The following is a 22,301-nucleotide window of genomic DNA, read 5'->3' on the forward strand; positions in this document are numbered from 1 at the left end:
GCCCGGGGGCGGATCAATCTTCGCGGTAGCGACGCAGCTTCAACTGCTTACCGGCAACGCGAGTGTCCTTCAGCTTGGTCAGCAGCTTCTCCAGACCATCTTCCGGCAGCTCGACGAGGCTGAAGCTGTCACGCACCTGGATGCGACCGATGGCTTCACGCGCCAGGCCACCCTCATTGAGGATAGCGCCCAGCAGGTTCTTGGCAGCGATACCATCACGCGCACCCAGCGCGGTACGGCAACGAGCACGGCCTTCGCCCAGCGGCATTGGTGCGCGACGCTCGCGATCACCACGCTCTGGACGATCACCGGAACGCTCTGGACGATCGCCACGCGGTGCGTTGTTCGGCACCAGTGGACGTTCTTTCTCGATAGCGGCCAGGTTCAGCGCTTGACCGTTGGTAGCCTTGCGCAGCAGGGCTGCGGCCAGGGCACGCGGGCTGCAACCGATGTCGGCGGTCAGGCGATCGAGCAGATCACCGTGGGTCGATTCGGCTTCAGCCACCAGCGGCGACAGACTGTTGGTCAGTTTCTTGATGCGCGCATCCAGAACGGCTTGAGCGTCCGGCAGGCGAACTTCAGCAACCTTTTGACCGGTTACACGCTCGATCACTTGCAGCATGCGGCGCTCACGCGGAGTCACCAGCAACAGCGCACGACCTTCGCGACCGGCACGGCCGGTACGGCCGATACGGTGAACGTAGGACTCCGGATCGTACGGCATGTCAACGTTGAACACGTGAGTGATGCGCGGAACGTCCAGGCCACGAGCAGCAACGTCGGTCGCCACAACGATGTCCAGACGGCCATCCTTGAGGGAGTCGATCACGCGCTCACGCTGGTTCTGGGCGATGTCACCGTTCAGCGCAGCGGCTTTGTAGCCTTTGGCTTCCAGGGCACTGGCCAGGTCCAGGGTCGCTTGCTTGGTACGCACGAACATGATCAGGGCGTCGAAGTCTTCCACTTCCAGCAAGCTGAGAACGGCAGAAGTCTTCTGGTCAGCGTGAACCAGCAGGTGGGCCTGCTCGATCGCGGTAACGGTCTGGGTCTTGCTCTGGATCTTCACGTGCTTCGGATCGCGCAGGTGGCGCTCAGCGATGGCACGGATCGACTGCGGCAAGGTGGCCGAGAACAATACGGTCTGACGGGTTTCCGGCATGGCCTTGAAGATGACTTCCAGGTCGTCCATGAAGCCCAGCTTGAGCATTTCGTCGGCTTCGTCGAGAACCAGGTGGTTCACGGTCGCCAATACTTTTTCGTCGCGACGCAGGTGGTCGCACAGACGGCCCGGAGTGGCGACAACGATCTGTGCGCCATTACGGATTGCTTTCAATTGTGGGCCCATCGGCGCGCCGCCGTAGACAGCCACAACAGTTACGCCCGGCATTTGCTTGGCGTAGGTTTCGAAAGCGGTTGCAACTTGTAGCGCCAACTCACGAGTTGGGGCCAGGATCAGAGCTTGCGGCTCGCGCTTGGACGGATCAATGCGGTGCAGGATAGGCAGGGCAAAGGCAGCGGTTTTACCGGTACCGGTTTGCGCCTGGCCAATCATATCGTGACCGGCGAGAATGATCGGGATCGACTGCTGCTGAATGGCCGAAGGCTCTTCATAGCCGGTAGCGACTACTGCAGCGACAATATTAGGGTGAAGTTCAAGAGCGGCGAAGCCGCCGATTTCCTGGGTCATGGGTCTGCCTCTAAGTGCATCCGCAAAGACCCATGCTCCAAAGCTGCGCATGCCGTGTTGAGACTCAAGAGTCGCCCTGGCAGCTTTGTCGGCGGGGATTTGCGAAAACGAATGAATGAAAGAATCGTTTAGGAAGAGTTCGCTGGGCGAACGTGCAACCGAATATGACTTCGGGGAATTGCGCCACCTAAACGCGGCCCGGCTAAAGGCCGGCGCGCACTATACCGGAATTTGCTGAAAAAGGGAGCTTTTTTTATCGCAAAACTGCCGCGTACGGCGTTCTGTCACAGGCTTTGCAGAGAATCGCACGAGCGACTACTTTTCAAAGGCCCCGTCCCGCGGGCGTTAGCGCTAAAACGGTTCACCCATCCGCCACGGACCTTGGGTCTGCGCGCCCTCTCCCGCTCGAGGAAATGTTGCATGAAAGAGCTCAATACCAGCCGCGTGAGCCGTGAAAAGCACGGTCATGTCCTGATGATCGGACTGGACCGGGTCGCCAAGCGCAACGCCTTTGATCTGCACCTGCTCAATGAATTGAGCCTGGCCTACGGTGAGTTCGAGGCCGACAGCGAAGCACGGGTGGCCGTGGTCTTCGGTCATGGCGAACATTTCACCGCCGGCCTGGACCTGGTCAATGCCAGCGCGGCACTGAGCGAAGGCTGGCAAGCCCCGCCCGGCGGCTGCGACCCGTGGGGAGTGTTTGCCGGGCCCCGGGTCAGCAAGCCGGTGATCGTCGCCGCCCAGGGTTACTGCCTCACCATCGGTATCGAGTTGATGTTGGCCGCCGATATCAACCTGTGCGCCAGCAACACCCGCTTCGCGCAAATGGAAGTGCAGCGCGGCATCTTCCCCTTCGGTGGCGCCACATTGCGCCTGCATCAAGTGGCCGGCTGGGGTAACGCGATGCGCTGGATGCTCACCGGCGACGAGTTCGATGCCCATGACGCCCTGCACCTGGGGCTGGTCCAGGAAGTCATGGCCAGCGAGGATCTGATGCCGCGGGCGATTGAACTGGCCGAACGGATAGCTCGACAGGCGCCGCTGGGAGTGCAGGCAACGCTGCTATCTGCCCGGCAGGCCCGCTACGAGGGCGAAACCGCCGCTGCGCAGGGGTTGCCGGCGCTGGTGAAGAAGTTGTTGGCCAGCGAGGATGCGCAGGAAGGGGTGAGATCGCTGGTTGAGCGGCGGCCCGGGGTTTTCAAGGGGCTTTAATTTTGTGTTGTCCTTGATGGACTCTTCGCGGGCAAGCCCGCTGCCACAGTGACCGGAGTTGCCCACAAATCTTGTGTGCAAACTCAATACCTGTGGGAGCGGGCTTGCCCGCGAAGAGGCCGGGACAGTCAGCGCAGTTACGTCGCCGGACGAATGCAGTTGATCAACGACTGCAACGAATACCCCAACCGTGGCGCCAATGCTTCGGCCCGGGCGGTCAGGCCCTCCATGTCCAGTACCTGATCCAGTTCCGACGGCACGATCAGGATCACGTTGCCTTCCTTCACCGGCAGCTCCCAGTAATGCCGATGATAAAGCCCGCGCAGCAAAGCCGCGCCCAGCGGCTTGCCATCGTCGGTGGCCCATTGGTTGATCACCAGCCAGCCCCCCGGATTCAGGCGTTTCTGGCAGTTTTCCAGGAACGACCAGGCCAGGTGCCCGACACCCGGACCGACGTCGGTATACAGGTCGACGAAAATCAGGTCGGCAGGTTCAGCGGTGTCGAGCAGCTCCAGGGCATCGCCCACGCGGATATACAGGCGCGGATCATCGTCCAGCCCCAGGTATTCGATCGCCAGGCGCGGCACATCCGGGCGCAGCTCGATGGCTTCGACATCTTCCAGCGGCAGGAACTTGAGGCAGGCCTGGGTCAGCGTACCGGCACCAAGCCCCAGGAACAGCGCGCTTTCCGGTTGTTCATGGCACAGCGCGCCAATCAGCATCGCCCGGGTATAGTCATACTCGAGCCAGCTCGGATCGGCCGTGAACACGCAACTTTGCTCGATGGCATCGCCGAATTCGAGAAAACGGTAATCGGCCACTTCCAGCACGCGAATCACGCCAAACTCGTCCTGCACCTCGGCGAGCAGATGCTCGACGCGCTCCTCAGTCATTTCGTCTCCTGATCGTTGCCGGGCCTTCTTGGGCAATCCGCAACGCGATAAACCGCAGCATGAAGCGGCAAAAGCGCGATTGTCCGCGAAGCGACGGGAACAGGTCACGCACTAATTGCTGATAACATGGACGCCCGAGCGTAAAACACTAGAGATCATGATGAGCCAACCCTGGAGCCCTGACAGCTGGCGCGCCCTGCCGATCCAGCAACAACCCCAATACCCCGACGCCGCTCATCTGCAGCACGTCGAGCAAACCCTGGCCAGCTACCCGCCGCTGGTGTTTGCCGGGGAAGCCCGGGAATTGCGCCGTCAGTTTGCCGAAGTGACCCAGGGGCGCGCGTTTTTGCTGCAGGGTGGCGATTGCGCCGAAAGTTTCGCCGAGTTTTCCGCCGCGAAAATCCGCGACACCTTCAAGGTGCTACTGCAAATGGCCATTGTCATGACGTTCGCGGCCGGTTGCCCGGTGGTGAAGGTCGGACGCATGGCCGGACAATTCGCCAAACCTCGCTCGGCCAACGACGAGACCATCGATGGCGTGACACTGCCGGCCTACCGCGGCGATATCGTCAACGGTATCGGTTTCGATGAGAAAAGCCGCGTACCGGATCCGGAACGCCTCCTGCAGTCGTACCACCAGTCCACCGCGACGCTCAACCTGCTGCGCGCATTCGCCCAGGGCGGGTTTGCCGACCTGCACCAGGTGCACAAGTGGAACCTCGATTTCATCGCCAACTCGGCCCTGGCGGAAAAGTACAGCCATCTGGCCGACCGCATCGATGAAACCCTGGCATTCATGCGCGCCTGTGGCATGGACAGCTCGCCGCAACTGCGCGAAACCAGTTTTTTCACCGCCCACGAAGCGCTGCTGCTCAATTATGAGGAAGCCTTCGTTCGTCGTGACAGCCTGACCAACGACTATTACGACTGTTCGGCGCACATGCTGTGGATCGGCGACCGCACCCGGCAACTCGATGGCGCACATGTCGAATTCCTGCGCGGGGTGAACAATCCGATCGGGGTCAAGGTCGGCCCGAGCATGAACCCCGAGGACCTGATCCGCCTGATCGACGTACTCAACCCCGAAAACGATCCGGGTCGCCTGAACCTGATCGCACGGATGGGCGCGAACAAGGTCGGTGATCATTTGCCACAGCTGATCCGCGCCGTGCAGCGAGAAGGCAGGCAAGTGCTGTGGAGCTCCGATCCGATGCACGGCAACACCATCAAGGCCAGCAGTGGCTACAAGACGCGCGACTTCGCGCAGATCCTTGGCGAAGTGAAGCAGTTCTTCCAGGTCCACGAAGCCGAAGGCAGTTACGCCGGCGGCATCCATATCGAGATGACCGGGCAGAACGTCACCGAGTGCATAGGCGGTGCGCGGCCGATTACCGAAGACGGATTGTCGGATCGCTATCACACCCATTGCGACCCGCGCATGAATGCCGACCAGTCGTTGGAGCTGGCGTTCCTGATTGCCGAGACCCTCAAGCAAGTCAGGCGGTGAGCCAGTAACCTTTTTGCTGCCTGAAAGGCCGCCTTCGTCGGATCGCTTGCCCCGGGCGGCGATCCGACGAAGGCGGCCTTTCAGGCACCACCGACCTGAGCCAATGCCACACGCAACCTGTCCGCACTCGCCCGTGGACAATTCAACTGAACCTGCGCCAGTCCTAGCCAATCCGCCATACGTCGCAGATTAATAGCCAACGCCAGCATCCCCTCGTCATCCAGCCCCGTCTCTTCCTCATGCACCGCATGCACGGCCAACCGCCCGGTAGCCCGTTCGGCGCGCAGGTCGACACGCGCGGCAATCCGTTCGTTGTGCAGGAACGGCAGCACGTAGTAGCCATAAACACGCTTGTCCGGCGGCGTGTAGATCTCCAGCCGGTAGCGAAAATCGAACAGGCGCTCGGTACGGCTGCGCTCCCAGACCAGCGAATCAAAAGGTGAAAGCAGCGCGCTGGCCTCAGCCTTGCGCGGCACCCTGGGCTCGGGCAGGCAATAGGCCGGTTGCTTCCAGCCCTGGACTTCGCAGATGAGCAACTCGCCCGCCTCGACCAACTCAGCCAGCCGCGGACGACTGTCGCCAGGATTCAGACGGAAGTAGTCGCGTAAATCCTTCTCGGTACCCACGCCCAAGGCTGACGCGGCATGCAGCAGCAAACCACGCTGGGCCTCGGCTTCATTGAGCAGCGGCTGCGTCAGAACCTGCGAAGGGATGACCCGCTCCGGCAGGTCATAGAGCCGTTCGAAGCCACGCCTGGCGGCCACTGTCACTTCACCGGCGGCGAACAGCCATTCCAGTGCATGCTTTTCCGCGCTCCAGTCCCACCAGGGCCCTGCCCGTTCCTGGCGAGTCGACAGGCTGCCGGCACCCAACGCACCCCGCTCTTGAACGCAGGCCAGCACCCGGCGAACCGTGTCTTGCTGCTCTCGACCGAAATGCGCCAGTTGCTGATAGATGTCTTCGCCGCGGCTTGCCCGCCGCATCCGCCAGCGCATCAACGGGTAAAGCGACAGGGGCAGCAAGGATGCTTCATGACCCCAGTATTCGAACAGGGTACGGTGTCGCCCCTGGCTCCAGGCAGCCTGATCAAGCAAGTCGGCCGAATAATGGCCAAGCCTTGAAAAAAGCGGCAGGTAGTGTGAACGCACCAATGCATTGACCGAGTCGATCTGCAAAATGCCCAGGCGCTCGATCAATCGATTGATCCCGGCAGGCCTGACTGGCGCTGGCGAAGGGCGCCCGGTAAAACCCTGGGCGGTCAGCGCCAGACGCCTGGCTTGCTTCAAGGAAAAAGACAGGGATGCAGGCATCTGGCGGCTCATCGGCAAGGGTCTCCCCACCTTAGCGTCAGGCAGGAAAAACGCCAATGCCTATGCCTCATCGCTTGAGCGGATCATCCCAGAAGGAGCGGGTTGACTCCCGTCGGACATCGGCTCGACTCAAGCCAATATCGCGCAAGCAGTCATCGCTCAGTCGCGCCAGCTCGGTGCGATCCCTGCTCAGTTGGCGCCAGCGCTGCAGTTGCATGACCGCCGCCAAAACCGGCTGTCGAAACCTGTGCAGTGCATCGCGCACGCCATGCCTCGCGCCCCTTCCTTCAATGCCTCGTCGTTCCATGACACCACTCCTCAATGTTGGGGGAGAGGATCTTCTGTCAGTGCGCAAACGGGTTCCAGCAAAGCTCCATGACCAGCTGTTTCGGGCACACGCCTACCCCATCAGCCCGGGCTTCTGCTGGGATGACGGGGTAGTGACAGGACATTTCCATAGGACATCAAGCTACTTTCCATTGCCCATCGGGTCTTGCCAGAAGTGCAGTTCCGCTTCGTGGGCGACGTCGGCACGACTCAAGCCGATGTCCTTCAGTGCTTCGTCACTCATGCTCGCCAGCATTTCGCGCTCACGGTGCAACTCGTACCAGCGGCTGACCTTGTGCAACAGATCAGATATCAAGTGGATCGAATGTTTTTCAGCGCCATGAAACTCATGTTGACCTTTCATCTTGTTGCCCTCCGTTTGGATGGCTCAAGTCTCTGCCCGGGACTAAGATCAATCCAACGAATGTTTCTGATGGTAACCATCTCGGAGATTGATGCATGTCGGCCTACCCGAGTATCGATACCGAAGTGCTGCGCACTTTCGTCGCCATTGCCGACCAGGGTGGCTTTACCCGCGCCGGTGAGTTGGTCCATCGCACCCAGTCAGCTGTCAGCATGCAGATGAAGCGCCTGGAAGAAGACGTGCTGCAGCGCCAGTTGTTCCAGCGTGATGGACGCCAGGTACGGCTCACGGCCGAAGGCCAGGTTCTGCTGGGTTATGCACGGCGAATCCTCAAGCTGCACAGCGAGGTGTTCAACACCTTGCGAGAGCCGCACATGGTCGGCACGGTGCGCATCGGCACACCGGATGACTACGTGATGCGTTTCCTGCCGGGGATCCTGCGCCAGTTTGCACAGTCCTACCCGCTTATCCAGATCGAAGTGCATTGCGAATCGTCAAAACAACTGCTGATGCGCCAGGACCTGGACCTGTCCATTGTTACCCGTGAGCCGGGCAGTGAAATCGGCCAGTTGTTGCGCAAGGAACGTTTTGTCTGGGCCGAGGCGCAGTGCTACAGCGCCCACGAGCAGACGCCGTTGCCCCTGGCGATGTTCAACAGCGATTGTTTCTGTCGGATCTGGGCCTGCAATGCCCTTGATGCCCAAGGGCGCGATTATCGAGTGGCGTACAACAGCGACAGCCTGTCGGCAATCATGGCGGTGGTCAGTGCTGGCCTGGCGGTCACTGCGCAACTGGAAAGCCTGATCACCGCGGACATGCGCATCCTCGGTGAAGCCGAGGATCTGCCGGTACTGCCAGAGGCCAGCATCATGCTGGTGCGCAACCTGCATAATCCGTCACCGATCACCGAGTGCCTGGCCGAACATATCGTCGAAGGCTTCATGCTTTGAAGGCAAGCATGACTGCACAGAAAAGCAGAAAGCCGCAAAACAAGGCGCGCAGCAAACGTTCCGGCAGGCTGTGGGCGATCTTCACGCCCCAACTGATGCTCATCAATCCGCCGATTGCCAGTGGCACGCCGATCATCCAGTTCACCTGGTGATGCAACCCATAGGTGATCAGCGTAACGCCAGTGCTCGGCAGTGCCAATGCCAGTGACAAGCCCTGGGCAACGACCTGGGTGGTGCCGAATACGCTGGTCAATACCGGTGTCGCCACCACGGCCCCACCCACGCCAAACAAACCGCCCATGGTGCCGGAGGCGGCACCGAGCACGCCCAGCCATGGCCATGAATAGTTCATCTGCGCAGACGGCGATGTACTGGCCATGAACATCCGCGCCAGGTTGTAGGCACACAGCGCGATCAAAAACACGACAAATCCGATACGCATGGTCTGCGCATCGACCCCCACCGCCCAGATCGATCCAAGCCAGGCGAAGCAGAATCCCATCACGGCAAGCGGCAGCGCGTGGCGTAATTCGATCCTGTTGCGCTGATGGTAGCGCCACAGCGCCAGCATCACGTTCGGCACCACCATCACCAAAGCGGTGCCTTGGGCAATCTGTTGATCGAGACCGCACAGTACGCCCAGCAACGGAATGGCGATCAATCCCCCGCCGATGCCGAACAGGCCGCCAAGGGTCCCCAGGGCCGCACCGAAAACCAGGTACATCAGAAACTCGAGCACAGCGTATCTCTCCCATAACCAGGCGATTCATCCTACGCAACTGGCTCTAGCGTGGAAACGCACAGCCACGCACAATGGCTATGCCAAACTCGCACAAGCATCGAGCCTTCCATGAATCCCAATCTACTGACCGAGCAACTGGGCCTGTTTCTCGACGTATTGGAAACCGGCAGCTTCTCCGCAGCGTCCCGCCGTCATCCACTGACGCCTTCGGCGGTGGCGCGGCGCATCGACAGCCTGGAGAGCGCCGTTGGCAGCCAGTTGTTCATTCGCAGCACTCATGCGGTGCGCGCTACGCCGGCAGGGCTGGCATTCGCCGAACGCGCACGGAGAATTGTCGCCGAATTGCGCCTGGCCCGGGCAGAAGCGGTGTCCCTGAGCAGTGCGCCGGAAGGCCTGATTCGCATTGATGCTCCGGCCGCCTTCGGACGGCGCCACCTGGCACCGGTGATTGCCGATTTTCTGCTGCTCTATCCCGGCCTCGACGTGCAACTGCAACTGATCGACAGCTTCGTCGATATGCAGGGCCTGAACCTGGGCAAGGTCGATCTGGTATTGCGTGCCGGGCAGTTGGCCGATACCCGGTTGGTGGCCACGCCGCTGGCGAGCATGGTGCGCATTGCCTGCGCCAGCCCCGACTACTTGCAGCGCCGCGGCGTGCCGAATGATCCGGCGCAACTGGTCGAGCATGACGGTCTCGACTGGGCGGGCCTGGCCCCACCTTTCGCGTGGCGCTTCGAACGGGATGGCCAGATGCAATTGCATCGGCCAACGCGCGTACGCATGAGCGCCAACAATGCCGAAGCGCTGATCTGCAGCGCACTGGCCGGCCTGGGCATCGCCCACCTGCCGACCTGGCTCGTCAGTGAATACCTGTTACGTGGCGAACTGCTGCCTTTGTTCTGCGAGAACGGCCTGCCGAAACCGGAAAGCTCCGGGATCTACGCGTTGCGCCTGCAGCAGCAGCCGAACTCCCGCAGTCGCCTGCTGCTGGAATACCTGAAAACCCGGTTCAGCCCCATTCCGCCATGGGACCTGGTACTGCAAACCAAACTGGGCCGGCACTAGTCAAGAATTATCTGGCGCGTTAAAGATTTGCCCGCTAGATTCATGAAGATCACTGATCAAGGCTTCCAAATGACCACCAAGCGCGACACACCGGATAACTGCGACGCCCTGCTGCTGGACAATCAGGCCTGCTTCGCCCTGCACTCCACTTCGCTGATGATGACCAAGGTCTACAAACCCCTGCTGCAGGCGTTGGGCCTGACCTACCCGCAATACCTGGCGATGATGGTGCTGTGGGAACAGGACGGCTTGACCGTAGGTGAAATCAGCGCTCGCCTGTTGACCGACCCTGGCTCGCTAACGCCGCTGCTCAAGCGCCTGGAGGCCGAAGGTGTGCTCAGCCGCACCCGCAGCCGTGAGGACGAGCGCGTGGTGATCGTCGAACTCACGGAACAGGGCCGAGCCTTGCGTGACAAGGCCCGGAACATCCCTCAATGCATCCTCGGCGCCAGCGGGATGACCCTGGAGCGACTGCAAAAGCTTCAGGCGGAGCTGCAAGAACTGAGGCGTCATCTACAAGAAAACCTCTGATTTTCAAACCCCCGAAAGCCCCCTGCGGGAGCGAGCCTGCTCGCGATGGCAGTGTCACATTCAACAGACATGTTGACTGACGCACCGCCATCGCGAGCAGGCTCGCTCCCACAGTTGTTCTGCGCTTGGATTGAAAATTCAAATGATCCGCTTTTTTTCAGAAATTTATCTTGCGCACTAAACATTAGCGCGATACATTCATCTCGCACTTACTTAGCGCGCAAACATTTAGCGCAAAAACACACAACCCGAACGAGGCTTTCACCATGCAGACTCTCTACACCGCAATCGCAACTTCCACCGGTGGCCGTGACGGTCGTGCGATCTCCAGCGACAACATTCTCGACGTCAAGCTCGCCACCCCTAAAGAGCTCGGCGGTGCTGGCGGAGCGGCGACCAACCCGGAGCAACTGTTCGCCGCCGGCTACTCCGCCTGCTTTATCGGCGCATTGAAATTCGTCGCCAGCCAGACCAAGCGCAAGATCCCCGACGACGCGTCGATCACCGCCCACGTCGGCATCGGCCAGATCCCTGGCGGCTTTGGCCTGGATATCGACCTGCACATCAGCCTGCCAGGCCTTGAGCTTGCCGACGCGCAAACCCTGGTCGAGGCGGCCCATCAGGTCTGCCCGTACTCCAACGCCACCCGTGGCAACGTTGATGTACGGCTGCACGTCACCGTCTAACCCCGGTACGCTACAACGCCTCAACGTGCTGAGCCTGGTACTGGAAATTGTGTTCGTTCGATAATTTGCGGATGTACAGAATCCCCTGTGGGAGCTGCCGCAGGCTGCGATCTTTTGATCTTGCAGGCACAAAAAAGCCCGACTCGATGGTCGGGCTTTTTCATTCCTCAAGCAGTGCTTATTTAGCACGGCCTTTGTAGGAACCGCCTTCGCGGGTATCGATCTCGATCATGTCGCCGATTTCGATGAAGTCAGCAACCGACAGTTCGGTACCGTTCTTCAGTTTGGCAGGCTTCATCACCTTGCCGGAAGTGTCACCACGAGCGGACCCTTCGGTGTAGTCAACCTGACGCACGATGGTGGTCGGCAGCTCTACGGAAACCAGACGGCCTTCGAAGAACACGGCTTCGCAAACGTCGGTCATGCCTTCTTCGATGAACGGCAGAACGCTTTCGATGTCTTCGGCGTTCAGTTCGTACATGGTGTAGTCGGTGGTGTCCATGAACGTGTAGCTGTCACCGCTGATGAAGGACAGGGTCGCTTCTTTGCGGTCCAGGATCACGTCGTCCAGCTTGTCGTCGGCGCTGTAGACGGTTTCGGTCTTGTAACCGGTCAGCAGGTTTTTCAGCTTGGTCTTCATGATCGCGCTGTTACGGCCCGACTTGGTGAATTCAGCTTTCTGAACCAGCCAAGGATCGTTGTCGATACGGATCACGGTACCGGGTTTGAGTTCTTTACCAGTTTTCATTGCGAATATCCGAATTTGGATGGGATTTACAAAAATCTAGGCCGCGTATCATATCCAATTTACATAAAACTGTACCAGCGCTGCGGCAAGATCGGTATGCGAGGCCTGTTCCAGACACCACGACTCGGCATGTTTTTGCAGCTGTGGCCAGTGTTTGCGAGTCAATTGCCAGTGGTCGGTCATTGTCTCACCGGCATTCCAGGCCCGCCAGAGACCGCTGATCGCTTCGCCAGCCGCAGCTGGAAGGTCCTTGACGTAAAGCGCAAGGAAGGCCTCGAGCTTGTCCAGGTGAACGTCCTCCTCCTGCTGGTAGATGTGCCACAGCAAAGGTCGACCTGCCCACTGCGCTCGCACAAAGGAATCTTCGCCGCGTACGGCGTTGAAATCACAGCACCACAGCAACGGGTCGTACTGGTCCTGTCGGACGAACGGCAATACCTGCACGGTCAAGGCATCGCGCACATGCAGCGCCCCGGCCTGCAGGCCCTGTACATTCAGCCAACGTTCGACGTCTCCCAGGATCCGTCCTTGCGGCACCAGCAAATGAGTGGGTGTCGAATCGCTGGCCAAGGTGTCCAGCCAACTGGCCAGCCCGGCATTTTCATAGGCAAACAGTGAAATCAGCAGTGCACCGGGTGCGCGGTCGACTCCCAGGCCTGCCAGGAAGGTGCGCTGCGCCTCGGGACTCTGCTGGAACTGCCGACGCCGTTCGAGCAATCCGCTTTCACGCAGCAGGCCACCGGTACCTTTGTGGAACCCCGGGAAGAAAAAGTGCTTCTGTACGTGTTTGTATTTTACCGACGGCAAGCCGTGGCAGCCGATCACCCAGTCCTCGGCGCTCAGGTAGTCGAGGTTCATCCACAGCGGTGTCTTATCCCGCAGGGCCATGGCGTCCATATAGGCGCCTGGCAACTGACAGGCGAACGCGGCGATCACCACATCCGCCGCCTCTACCGGTTGCCACTCAGCAGACCAGTGACATACCTCGACACCCTGCTGCCATTGCCGGCCAGCTTGAGTGTCGATCTCTGGGCACAGGCGCTCGAAGGCACGCAGATCGTCGACCCACAAACGCACCGCTACCCCATGCTCGGCCACCAGTTGCCGCGACAATCGCCAGGTCACGCCGATGTCGCCAAAGTTGTCGACCACGGTGCAAAAAATATCCCAGCGGGTTTTCAAATCAGGCATTCCAGGCTCCCGTTGGCAAAGGCACCGATTGTCCGCATAAATCAACCCGCGCAGAAGAGCCGACGACGATAATTCTTCGTGCGACAATCGTCACTCGCCCGCGACCCCTTCGCCAGGAGGCAACCATGCCCTATCGCCCTACCCCGCGCCGATCCGTTTCGATTCAACTCAATGCCCTGCAACTGACCGGCAGTATCGCCCTTGGCATGTGGCTGGGGTTCATGGCCATTGTGTTGACCGCCTGGCTGGTGTCCCGGCTGTTCTTCAACGAACAGCTGGCACCGGTCGCGACAGCGCTGGAGCAACTGGCCAAACCACCGGCGGCGGCTCGACCGGTGCCGGACATTCCACCACAGAGCCCGTTGTTCGAGCAGTATGAAGAAAACCTGCGCAAGAACGAGCAGGCCCAACGACTCGATCAGGCACGCAGCAGCAATCGCAACCTGTCGAACCCCAAATGCCAGTTCTGGTTGCAACAGGACCAGACGGCACCGAGCGAAAAAAGCCGCGCCAATGTCCTGCAATTCTGCGATTGATCATGAATAAAAACACGGTACACCAACTGATTCTCGACAAGCTGCGGATCGATCTCGACATTGCCGAGCGTGCCGCGCAAACCGCTTACGAAACCGCGACCCACGAAGAAAACATCGCCGAAAACAAGTACGACACACTGGGTCTGGAGGCCTCCTACCTGGCCGCCGGGCAGGCCAGGCGGGTCGAAGAGATTCGCCAGTCACTGGCGCTTTGCCAGAACCTGGCATTGCGCCCGTACGACGAGCGACGGGGCATCGAGGTAGGGGCACTGCTCGGCCTGGAAGACGAAAAGGGCCGCGAGCAGTGGCTATTCCTGGCGCCGGATGCGGCGGGCCTGAAGGTTGACCTGGTGGGGCAACTGATTACCGTTATCACCCCCCGCTCACCGCTGGGCAAGAGCCTGCTGGGCAAGTTCGAAGGCGACGAGGTGGAGATTCTGGTGGCGGGCGCTCGGCAACAGTTTGCTGTCACCGAGGTGGTTTGACCGGCTGTCCTGCCTGCGAGGCAGGACGCGTTATCAGTGAACGGGCAGTTCGACGCCGTCGAACAGCTCTTCCAGCTCCTGCTTGTTGTGGCACTGGATGGCCTTGGCCATGACTTCGCGGGTCAGGTGCGGGGCGAACTTCTCGATGAAGTCGCACATGAAGCCGCGCAGGAAGGTGCCACGACGGAAACCGATCTTGGTCACGCTGGACTCGAACAATTCGCTGGCATCGAGCACCACCAGGTCGCTGTCGAGCTTGGTATCGACCGCCATCTTCGCCACGATGCCAACACCCAGGCCCAGGCGCACGTAGGTCTTGATCACATCGGCGTCAGCGGCGGTGAACACCACCTTGGGCGTCAGGCCGCGATGGCTGAAGGCTTCGTCGAGCTTGGAACGGCCGGTGAAACCGAAGACGTAGGTCACGATAGGGTATTCAGCCAGGGCTTCGAGGGTCAGCTTCGAGAGCTTGGTCAGCGGGTGCCCCTGAGGCACGACCACGCAACGGTTCCAGCGATAGCAAGGCATCATCACCAGGTCGCCGAACAGTTCGAGGGCTTCGGTGGCAATGGCGAAATCCACGGTGCCATCGGCGGCCATCTCGGCGATCTGCATCGGCGATCCCTGGTGCATGTGCAGGGCAACATCCGGGTACTGCTTGATGAAATTGCTGATCACCGGCGGCAAGGCGTAGCGCGCCTGGGTGTGGGTGGTGGCGATCGACAGGGTGCCTTTCTTCTCGTTGGAGAACTCCTGGGCGATCTGCTTGATGCTTTCGACCTTGCGCAGGATCTCGCCAGCGGTGGTGATGATGCGCTCACCGGCTGGCGTGACGCGGGTCAGGTGCTTGCCGCTGCGGGCGAACACTTCGACGCCCAATTCGTCTTCCAGCAAGCGGATCTGTTTACTGATGCCCGGCTGAGAGGTGTAGAGACTTTGGGCTGTAGCGGAAACGTTGAGGTCGTGGTGCGCCACTTCCCAGATGTAGCGCAATTGTTGAAGCTTCATATGAATCCCTCAAAGCTGGTAGACGCCACGGGCATCAGCGACGGTATATAACTATATTAATGGTTTGAAGAATAAATCTAGAACTTTTTATCAAAATGCCATTATTCGCTCGCGCTCTAGCGATCCCCTTGACGACGACGTTGCACCAGCGGCACCAGGTAGACCGGTACCTTGGCCAGTTGCAACACCCGCGCTGCGGTCCGGCCCAACGGTGTTTCAGCACCCGCACCATGGCTGTGGCTGCCTACGATCAGCAAATCCACCGAGAGTTTCTGCGCCTGGTCGAGAATCACCTGCGACGGATCTCCCTGCAGCACCCGTACCGCCTTGATCCGCTTGAGGTCCTGCTCCCCCTCGTCCCCCAGCTCTTCGCGAAAATTGTCGAGCACCCGCTGCTCGATGCTGGCAATCACTGTGTTAAGACCCTGGCTATGAAATTCGTTCAACGCCTGCTCATCGAGATAACTTTGCAGCACCGATTCGGCGAACAGCCCCATGGGTTCGACGGCGTGCACAACATACAGGTCGGCATTGAATGTTCGCGCCAATTCCAAGGCATGCTGCATCACCACAGGCGCGTACAACCCGAGGTCAGTGGCGTACAGCATCGAATGAATCATAGGACCTCCTCGCGTGCCAATATGGCGGAGATTGATTCAGCTTAGCAGTGCCTTGGCGAGTACGACGTCCGGCGTAACACGTTGAACCGCGGGCTTAAACCTTTTGCTCGTTGCTTATGCCATGTGGCACATGGCCGGTGGCGACCACTTCACGGGCCAGCTCGCAATGGCCGGCCTGATCGTCGAAAAACACGTCCGCGGCAAAGGCTTCAAGGAAGGCAGACTTGGTAAGGCCTCCGAGGAACAGCGACTCATCCAGGCGAATATCCCACTCGCGCAACGTGCGAATCACTCGCTCATGGGCCGGCGCCGAGCGCGCCGTGACCAGTGCCGTGCGAATCGGACAAGCGTCATCCGGGAACTCGCGCTGCAGCAGATTGAGGGCGGCGAGGAAGCCCTTGAACGGCCCACCACGCAAGGGCTCGCGTGCCGCTTCGCGCTCGCTGGCCTGAAACGCTTCCAGGCCTCCTGCCTGATAAACGCGCTCGGACTCGTCGGAAAACAGCACGGCATCGCCGTCAAAGGCAATGCGCAGTTCATCGCTGGCCGCACGGCTGGCGCCACCGGACAGAATGGTCGCCGCGGCGAACCCGGCATCCAGCGCACTGCGAACGTCTTCGGCGTGGGTCGAAAGAAACAGATCGCAGCCAAAGGCCTTGAGGTAGGGATACGGACTGCGCCCACCGACAAACGCCGCACGGGAAATCGCCAGGCCATAGTGGTGGATCGAGTTGAACACGCGCAGGCCGGTGTCGGCGCTGTTACGCGACACCAGGATGACCTCGACCCGGGCGCGGCCAAGGTGGGCGTTGAGGTTGAGGAGTTTCTGCACCAGCGGGAAAGCGTCACCGGGCTCGAGGATTTCGTCTTCGTGTTCGATCTGATATTGCCGGTAAGCCTCGACGCCACTCGACAGGTAGACCTTGTGGCTTTCGCTCAGGTCGAACAACGCCCGCGAAGAAATCGCCAGCACCAGCTTGTCGTCTATGGACTTCGGCATCCGCTTCCCCCTCCGATTGATCGACTCAGGTATTACGTCGATCGATGAAACTCAAACTGCGATACATCGCCTCGATGCGTGGCATTTCACAACCGCCAGCCTTCGCCGCAGCCAGTGGCCGGGCGTAGATGGCCTCCAGCTCCAGCGGCCGCTTGTGCAGAAAGTCGTGGTACATGCTGGGCCAGTAGTCGGGCATCCGCTGCGTCACCTGCAAGAGCTGCTCGGCATAGCTGGCTGGGACGTCGTGACCGCAAGCGTTCGCGCCCTCGATCACTTCAGCCATCAGTGACCTGATCAACTCGTGGCTGTCGGCATCAGCCATCAGCGGTGTAGTACTGGCTCCGAGCAAAACCGACAGGCCGTTGTACGGGATATTCCAGACCAGTTTCTGCCAGCGCGCCTGGTGAAGGTTCGCCATCGCCTGGGCGTCGATCCCGGCCTCACGGAACAGCCCGACCCCCTCCTCGACTATGGCCGCACGCGCAGGCTGATCGGACGTCGGCCCGCTGTGATAGCCGACATGCACCGCCCCCAGCGCCTGGTGGGTAATGACCCCGGGGCCCTGGCGATGGACGCAGATATAGCAGAGCCCGCCCAGCACATGCAGGGCGTCGGGAAGAACCTCACGCAGACTGTCTTCGACGTCCAGGCCATTTTGCAATAGCAAGACCCTGGCATTCGGTGCGGCCGCTTGCACGATAGCGGGCGCGAGATCGCGGTTACTGGTGGTTTTGGCGCCGACCAGCAACCAGTCGCAGGGCGGCATGTCTTCGGCTGCCGAATAGGCCTGCACCGGATTCAGCGTCAGCGCACCATGGACCGCGCTGTGGAGCTGCAAACCACGCTCGGCCACCGCGCTAAACTCGCTGCGCAACAGAAAATGCACATCGAAACCGGCCTGCGCCAGCATCATCCCGTAGAACCCGCCGATCGCGCCGGTTCCGATAATGCCGATTCTCGGCTTGGCAACTGCATCCGTCATGGCAACTCCTCTGCTGTTCTATTTAGCGCCAGCCCCAAGGCCGTGTTGAGTTCGGCGCGAGTCAGGCGCGATCTCAGTGCCCCGAAGAATTCGCCGTCGCGTACGACAAACAGCGCCGGCAAGTGAAAGACCTGATAGCGCTCGACCACCCCGCCATTGTTGCCGGCATCGATCCAGCACAATCGATCGACATCCAGATCGAGCGCAGGCAACTGCTCGCGGGCAAAACGGCAACTGGCGCAGCCGACACTGGTGAAAACAACCAGCGAAACACCGCTCATCCCCAGCAGCCGTTGGTCGGCGTCAAAATCGGTCAGTTCCAATTCGACCACTATACTGGGGGAAACAATGTCAGATGGCCGACACATGGAGTCCGTGCTCATGGGACGTTTTCTTCCTCATCCTGACGATATACCTGTCGAGTTGACGTTGCTCAAACCAGAGTGCATTTCGCGCCAACAGCTGCACACTATCAGCCTCGGGGGCATGGCTTGCAATTATCACCGCGCCTGGCGCCACGGTACGGCGCTGAAAGTGCGCATGCCGAGCCTCAACCCGGACTTGTGCTTCCTAGGTTACGTGGCGTGGTGCCTGCGACGAAAGCGAGGCTACCTGGTCGGCATTGCCTTCGTCGACGAACAGACGCTTTTCAGTGCCCGCATGGGCGAGCAGGTGTGCCAGATCGAGCGATACTGTCGCCAGCATGATGCCCACAACGACCTGCAGGGTATTCAGGCCCTGGCGCTTGAGTGGGTCCAGCAACATGCCGACGAGTTCTCCCACGACACGGTTCGCAAGGCTTTTGCACAGGCAGTGCTGGATTAAACCGGGCCAGCCCATTGTCGAGCCACGGTGTAACGCGCTAAGGTTCCGCTCCCCGACGCGCTTAATTTGCTGTGCTCCGCCGCGCGGGTTCGCTGGCGGCCGGCACCCGTGACCTGACGAGTAAACGATGGCTGATTTACCGATCAACGACCTAAACGTCGCCTCCAACGAGACGCTGATCACTCCCGACCAGCTCAAGCGTGATATTCCCCTGAGTGATGCCGCCCTGCGCACCGTCACCAAGGGCCGCGAAGTCATTCGCAACATTCTGGATGGCAACGACCATCGCCTGTTCGTGGTCATCGGGCCTTGCTCGATCCACGACATCAAGGCGGCCCACGAGTACGCCGAGCGCCTGAAGGTTCTCGCGGCGGAAGTGTCCGATACCCTGTATCTGGTCATGCGCGTGTATTTCGAGAAGCCACGCACCACCGTTGGCTGGAAAGGCTTGATCAACGACCCGTACCTGGACGACTCGTTCAAGATCCAGGATGGCTTGCACATCGGTCGCCAGCTGTTGCTGGACCTGGCTGAAATGGGCTTGCCAACCGCTACCGAGGCGCTCGACCCGATCTCCCCGCAATACCTGCAGGACCTGATCAGCTGGTCGGCCATCGGCGCGCGCACCACCGAATCCCAGACTCACCGGGAAATGGCCTCCGGCCTGTCCTCGGCCGTCGGCTTCAAGAACGGTACCGATGGCGGCCTGACCGTAGCGATCAACGCCCTGCAATCGGTTTCCAGCCCACACCGCTTCCTGGGCATCAACCAGGAAGGTGGCGTGTCGATCGTCACCACCAAGGGCAATGCCTACGGTCACGTCGTATTGCGCGGCGGTAACGGCAAGCCGAACTACGATTCGGTCAGCGTCGCTCTGTGCGAGCAGGCACTGAACAAGGCGAAGATCAAGCCAAACATCATGGTCGATTGCAGCCACGCCAACTCCAACAAGGACCCGGCCCTGCAACCGCTGGTGATGGAGAACGTCGCCAACCAGATCCTCGAAGGCAACCAGTCGATTATCGGCCTGATGGTCGAAAGCCACCTGAACTGGGGCTGCCAGGCCATCCCGAAAGACCTCGCCGACCTGCAATACGGCGTGTCGATCACCGATGCCTGCATCGACTGGACGGCGACCGAGACCACCTTGCGCAGCATGCATGCCAAGCTCAAGGACGTGCTGCCGAAACGCGAGCGCACCTGATCGGCGTTTGCCGCAGACAAAAAAACGCCGGGCTCAACCCGGCGTTTTTTTATGCATCCGTTTCGTTGCAGGTCACTGGCTCAGCTTGGCATGGCGCTGGTGACGCTCCATGTAGCGCTCGACATAGGAGCACGAGGGAATGACGGTATAGCCCATTTCCTCGGCGTACTGCAGCGCCTGTTCGGTCAGGGCCGCGGCGATGCCGCGACCGCGCAATGCGTTGGGCACAAACGTGCGATAGATATCCAGGGTCTGTTTCCCCAGATCCATATAGGTCAGGTAGGCACGATGACCGTCCACATTGGTCTCGAATTGATGACCAGCCTGGTCATGGTGGATGGACAACGCCTCGCTCATCACTACTCCTCGCGGGTCTGGATTTCTGACCCCTACCTTACCGATGTTTTTCCGGCGAAGGAACAACTACGCCACCCCGTGCCTGAATCGACACCGAGAAAAGCCACACCGATCTCGCGCAACCGAGCACGTACAAATAGTAGGCGCCATTGGCAGAAATGCTCAAGGTTCTCTCGTCATCATGCTGGGTTGGCGGGTGCCGCTGTGGATAACGCAGGAACAGCTCGACCAAGGGTCTTGCAGCGGTCGCTAGCCTGAACATTGCCGGATGTTGAGACATAAGACGAACGCCGTCCGTTAAAGTCACCTGAACATGGAGAAAGATATGAGAAAGGCCGCGCAAATCCCGAACAGAAGTGTAGACAAATCCATCTAGACGGACTTTAGCCAAGACAGCGAAAAGAGCCTTGGGCGTGGGGAACTTTTCTTTGGCGGCTCGCTCATCTCGGGCCTTCTAGCTGGATATTTTTTATACAACGCAGTTAAAAGTTGCTCGAAAAAGAATCAACGCCTACAATTTTTTTTGCTTCTTGCTTCACGTCAGTTTACTTACGACAAGTAATGGGTAGTATGTACGCCGGCTATTTCCTCAATCGGAGGAGACAGCCACTTAATAGAAAGTCCTTGAAGGGGAACACGATGAACAACGTTCTGAAATTCTCTGCTCTGGCTCTGGCCGCAGTTCTGGCTACCGGTTGCAGCAGCGCATCGAAAGAAACCGAAGCACGTCTGACCGCTACTGAAGACGCAGCAGCTCGCTCCCAGGCTCGTGCAGACGAAGCTTACCGTAAAGCTGATGAAGCTCTGGCTGCTGCTCAAAAAGCACAACAGACTGCTGACGAAGCTAACGAGCGTGCTCTGCGCATGCTGGAAAAAGCTAGCCGCAAGTAATAGTCCTTCGGGATTATTATCAAGCCGACCCATTTTTTGGGTCGGCTTTTTTATTGCCTGCTGTTTCCTGCAGCCAATAAAAAACCCGCCGATGCAGCCTGCATCGGCGGGTTTCTTCAAGCATTACTGCAGCGGGTCGATCGGTGCACTCGACACCATCGGTGCGGTCGTGTTCGGCACGCCGATTTCCACCGGCAGGCCATCTTCGGCCGCGACTACATCACGCACCACATCCCAGTTCATGCGCAGGTTGTTGGTAATGTCTTCACGCTTGAGCATCGCGTTGATCACGGCGGTGTGCTTGTCGACCACCGAAGGGTTGCCTTTGTCATCCAGAGGCGTGTGCGCTTCCAGATAAACCTTGCCACCGCTCACGCCGAACTTGTAGGAGTCGTTGATGATCCGCACGGACGTGCCGACCGGCACCATGCCCGCCATTTCCAGTACGTTATTGTTGAACATGCGGAAGCAGCCGTGGCTGGTGCGCATGCCAATGCCGAACTTCTTGTTCGAGCCGTGGATCAGGTAGCCCGGAGTTCCCAGCGTGAATTTGAACGGCCCCAGAGGGTTGTCCGGGCCGGCCGGCACCACGTTGGGCAGCGGATCACCATCGGCGGCGTGCTCGGCCTTGATCGACGCTGGAGGCGTCCAGGTCGGGTTCGGCGTCTTGGCGATGATGCTGGTGTGGGCAATCGGCGAGCCCCAGCCTTCACGACCGATACCCAGCGGGAAGGTATAGACCACGTTCCGGCCTTTCGGGAAGTAGTAGAGGCGGTATTCGGCCAGGTTGATAACGATGCCTTCACGCGGGCCAGGCGGCAGGATGAAGCGGGTTGGCAACACGATTTCAGTTCCGGCGCCAGGCAGCCATGGATCGACGCCAGGGTTGGCCGCCACCATTTCCGAATAGCCCAGATCGTAGGTCGTGCCCAAGTCGGCGAAGGTATCTTCGTACTTGGCCTTGATCACCTGTACCTGACCGACGATGTCTTCACCAGGCGGTGGCAGGGGTAGCTCCAATGCTGCGACGGGACCCGCTACGAAGAGAGCGGCAAGTGTCAGGCAGCGGGTGACGGCGGGAAAGCGCGGCAACATCCGGAAAATCCTTTGCATGATCGACAGAGGGTATAAGAACGCGATTGTACACCGCTGGCCGTTATTTCGGGGAGGTCGCGGGTCG

Annotated in this window: 26 protein-coding genes; 11 read left to right on the forward strand and 15 right to left on the reverse strand. The window is 59.9% G+C overall.

All coding sequences use genetic code 11. The annotated features are described in order from the left end of the window. Positions 1–13 precede the first annotated feature (13 nt). Positions 14–1,687: a DEAD/DEAH box helicase gene (locus BKX96_RS22270; RefSeq protein WP_007973525.1), complete on the reverse strand. Its 1,674-nt coding sequence runs from the start codon at positions 1,685–1,687 to the stop codon at positions 14–16. Between the two features lie 420 nt (positions 1,688–2,107). Here BKX96_RS22270 and BKX96_RS22275 point away from each other — a divergent pair, with 420 nt between their 5' ends. Beyond that, complete coding sequence (locus BKX96_RS22275) at positions 2,108–2,899, forward strand: crotonase/enoyl-CoA hydratase family protein (RefSeq protein WP_046817958.1); 792 nt, start codon at positions 2,108–2,110, stop codon at positions 2,897–2,899. 137 nt (positions 2,900–3,036) lie between these two features. Here BKX96_RS22275 and BKX96_RS22280 read toward each other — a convergent pair whose 3' ends face one another. Continuing rightward, on the reverse strand, positions 3,037–3,792 hold the full coding sequence (locus BKX96_RS22280) for a spermidine synthase (RefSeq protein WP_077185493.1): 756 nt from the start codon (positions 3,790–3,792) through the stop codon (positions 3,037–3,039). A gap of 160 nt (positions 3,793–3,952) precedes the next feature. On the opposite strand from BKX96_RS22280, the gene BKX96_RS22285 reads away from it, so the two are divergent. Continuing rightward, positions 3,953–5,299 (forward strand): class II 3-deoxy-7-phosphoheptulonate synthase, encoded by a 1,347-nt coding sequence (locus tag BKX96_RS22285; RefSeq protein ID WP_046817956.1) that lies wholly within the window; start codon positions 3,953–3,955, stop codon positions 5,297–5,299. 80 nt (positions 5,300–5,379) lie between these two features. Here the strand turns inward: BKX96_RS22285 and BKX96_RS22290 are convergent, their stop codons facing one another. The 3 genes from BKX96_RS22290 to BKX96_RS22300 form a co-directional block, all read right to left on the reverse strand. After that, positions 5,380–6,609, reverse strand: coding sequence for a winged helix-turn-helix domain-containing protein (locus BKX96_RS22290; RefSeq protein ID WP_077185494.1), 1,230 nt, complete (start codon positions 6,607–6,609; stop codon positions 5,380–5,382). Between the two features lie 67 nt (positions 6,610–6,676). Further along, positions 6,677–6,916 (reverse strand): DUF1127 domain-containing protein, encoded by a 240-nt coding sequence (locus tag BKX96_RS22295; protein WP_077185495.1) that lies wholly within the window; start codon positions 6,914–6,916, stop codon positions 6,677–6,679. A 162-nt stretch (positions 6,917–7,078) separates the two neighbouring features. Beyond that, a complete protein-coding gene (locus tag BKX96_RS22300; RefSeq protein ID WP_046817953.1) occupies positions 7,079–7,300 on the reverse strand; it encodes a DUF1127 domain-containing protein in 222 nt (73 codons plus the stop codon). A gap of 95 nt (positions 7,301–7,395) precedes the next feature. Between BKX96_RS22300 and BKX96_RS22305 the strand changes: the two genes are divergently transcribed. Beyond that, on the forward strand, positions 7,396–8,250 hold the full coding sequence (locus BKX96_RS22305) for a LysR substrate-binding domain-containing protein (RefSeq protein WP_077185496.1): 855 nt from the start codon (positions 7,396–7,398) through the stop codon (positions 8,248–8,250). Here the strand turns inward: BKX96_RS22305 and BKX96_RS22310 are convergent. Beyond that, positions 8,240–8,989 carry a sulfite exporter TauE/SafE family protein gene (locus BKX96_RS22310; RefSeq protein ID WP_077185497.1) on the reverse strand — a complete coding sequence of 250 codons (750 nt, stop codon included), beginning with the start codon at positions 8,987–8,989 and terminating at the stop codon, positions 8,240–8,242. The two genes, BKX96_RS22305 and BKX96_RS22310, sit on opposite strands and share 11 nt — an antisense overlap. Positions 8,990–9,100: 111 nt before the next feature. On the opposite strand from BKX96_RS22310, the gene BKX96_RS22315 reads away from it, so the two are divergent. From BKX96_RS22315 to BKX96_RS22325, 3 genes are all read left to right on the forward strand, one after another. Beyond that, on the forward strand, positions 9,101–10,057 hold the full coding sequence (locus BKX96_RS22315) for a LysR family transcriptional regulator (protein WP_077185498.1): 957 nt from the start codon (positions 9,101–9,103) through the stop codon (positions 10,055–10,057). Positions 10,058–10,126: 69 nt separating this feature from the next. Further along, positions 10,127–10,588, forward strand: a complete 462-nt coding sequence (locus BKX96_RS22320; RefSeq protein ID WP_046818009.1) for a MarR family winged helix-turn-helix transcriptional regulator — start codon at positions 10,127–10,129, stop codon at positions 10,586–10,588. A gap of 266 nt (positions 10,589–10,854) precedes the next feature. Beyond that, complete coding sequence (locus BKX96_RS22325; protein WP_046817949.1) at positions 10,855–11,274, forward strand: organic hydroperoxide resistance protein; 420 nt, start codon at positions 10,855–10,857, stop codon at positions 11,272–11,274. Between the two features lie 178 nt (positions 11,275–11,452). On the opposite strand, the gene efp is transcribed toward BKX96_RS22325, so the two are convergent. Together efp and earP are read right to left on the reverse strand one after the other, a co-directional pair. Next, positions 11,453–12,022, reverse strand: a complete 570-nt coding sequence (gene efp / locus BKX96_RS22330) for an elongation factor P (RefSeq protein WP_008057003.1) — start codon at positions 12,020–12,022, stop codon at positions 11,453–11,455. Between the two features lie 48 nt (positions 12,023–12,070). Beyond that, positions 12,071–13,213: an elongation factor P maturation arginine rhamnosyltransferase EarP gene (gene earP, locus BKX96_RS22335; RefSeq protein ID WP_077185499.1), complete on the reverse strand. Its 1,143-nt coding sequence runs from the start codon at positions 13,211–13,213 to the stop codon at positions 12,071–12,073. Positions 13,214–13,338: 125 nt separating this feature from the next. Between earP and BKX96_RS22340 the strand changes: the two genes are divergently transcribed. Beyond that, positions 13,339–13,749 (forward strand): hypothetical protein, encoded by a 411-nt coding sequence (locus BKX96_RS22340; protein ID WP_046817947.1) that lies wholly within the window; start codon positions 13,339–13,341, stop codon positions 13,747–13,749. A 2-nt stretch (positions 13,750–13,751) separates the two neighbouring features. Further along, entirely contained in the window at positions 13,752–14,234 is a 483-nt protein-coding gene (locus tag BKX96_RS22345; protein ID WP_046817946.1) for a GreA/GreB family elongation factor, read from the forward strand. A 33-nt stretch (positions 14,235–14,267) separates the two neighbouring features. Here the strand turns inward: BKX96_RS22345 and cysB are convergent, their stop codons facing one another. The 5 genes from cysB to BKX96_RS22370 form a co-directional block, all read right to left on the reverse strand. Beyond that, on the reverse strand, positions 14,268–15,242 hold the full coding sequence (cysB, locus tag BKX96_RS22350) for an HTH-type transcriptional regulator CysB (RefSeq protein ID WP_008049066.1): 975 nt from the start codon (positions 15,240–15,242) through the stop codon (positions 14,268–14,270). A gap of 116 nt (positions 15,243–15,358) precedes the next feature. Next, a complete protein-coding gene (locus BKX96_RS22355) occupies positions 15,359–15,862 on the reverse strand; it encodes a universal stress protein (protein WP_046817945.1) in 504 nt (167 codons plus the stop codon). A gap of 94 nt (positions 15,863–15,956) precedes the next feature. Then, positions 15,957–16,862, reverse strand: a complete 906-nt coding sequence (locus tag BKX96_RS22360; protein ID WP_046817944.1) for a 5'-nucleotidase — start codon at positions 16,860–16,862, stop codon at positions 15,957–15,959. Between the two features lie 25 nt (positions 16,863–16,887). Continuing rightward, positions 16,888–17,844 (reverse strand): putative 2-dehydropantoate 2-reductase, encoded by a 957-nt coding sequence (locus BKX96_RS22365; protein WP_077185500.1) that lies wholly within the window; start codon positions 17,842–17,844, stop codon positions 16,888–16,890. Beyond that, positions 17,841–18,227 (reverse strand): YbbN family protein, encoded by a 387-nt coding sequence (locus tag BKX96_RS22370; protein WP_077185501.1) that lies wholly within the window; start codon positions 18,225–18,227, stop codon positions 17,841–17,843. The genes BKX96_RS22365 and BKX96_RS22370 overlap by 4 nt, the downstream gene beginning before the upstream one ends. Between BKX96_RS22370 and BKX96_RS22375 the strand changes: the two genes are divergently transcribed. Both BKX96_RS22375 and BKX96_RS22380 read left to right on the forward strand, forming a co-directional pair. Beyond that, positions 18,226–18,669: a PilZ domain-containing protein gene (locus BKX96_RS22375; RefSeq protein ID WP_046817941.1), complete on the forward strand. Its 444-nt coding sequence runs from the start codon at positions 18,226–18,228 to the stop codon at positions 18,667–18,669. The genes BKX96_RS22370 and BKX96_RS22375 overlap by 2 nt on opposite strands. Before the next feature lie 127 nt (positions 18,670–18,796). Continuing rightward, a complete protein-coding gene (locus BKX96_RS22380) occupies positions 18,797–19,873 on the forward strand; it encodes a 3-deoxy-7-phosphoheptulonate synthase (protein ID WP_046817940.1) in 1,077 nt (358 codons plus the stop codon). 72 nt (positions 19,874–19,945) lie between these two features. Here the strand turns inward: BKX96_RS22380 and BKX96_RS22385 are convergent, their stop codons facing one another. Beyond that, the gene (locus BKX96_RS22385; protein ID WP_046817939.1) at positions 19,946–20,230 is read right to left on the reverse strand and encodes a GNAT family N-acetyltransferase; all 285 of its coding nucleotides are present in this window, start codon (positions 20,228–20,230) and stop codon (positions 19,946–19,948) included. Positions 20,231–20,869: 639 nt separating this feature from the next. Between BKX96_RS22385 and oprI the strand changes: the two genes are divergently transcribed. After that, a complete protein-coding gene (gene oprI / locus BKX96_RS22390) occupies positions 20,870–21,121 on the forward strand; it encodes an outer membrane lipoprotei OprI (RefSeq protein ID WP_003183784.1) in 252 nt (83 codons plus the stop codon). Between the two features lie 123 nt (positions 21,122–21,244). Here oprI and BKX96_RS22395 read toward each other — a convergent pair whose 3' ends face one another. Continuing rightward, positions 21,245–22,216 (reverse strand): L,D-transpeptidase family protein, encoded by a 972-nt coding sequence (locus BKX96_RS22395; RefSeq protein ID WP_046817938.1) that lies wholly within the window; start codon positions 22,214–22,216, stop codon positions 21,245–21,247. Between the last annotated feature and the right edge of the window lie 85 nt (positions 22,217–22,301).

This window comes from Pseudomonas putida, from assembly GCF_001976065.1.
GTDB lineage: Bacteria > Pseudomonadota > Gammaproteobacteria > Pseudomonadales > Pseudomonadaceae > Aquipseudomonas > Aquipseudomonas serbica.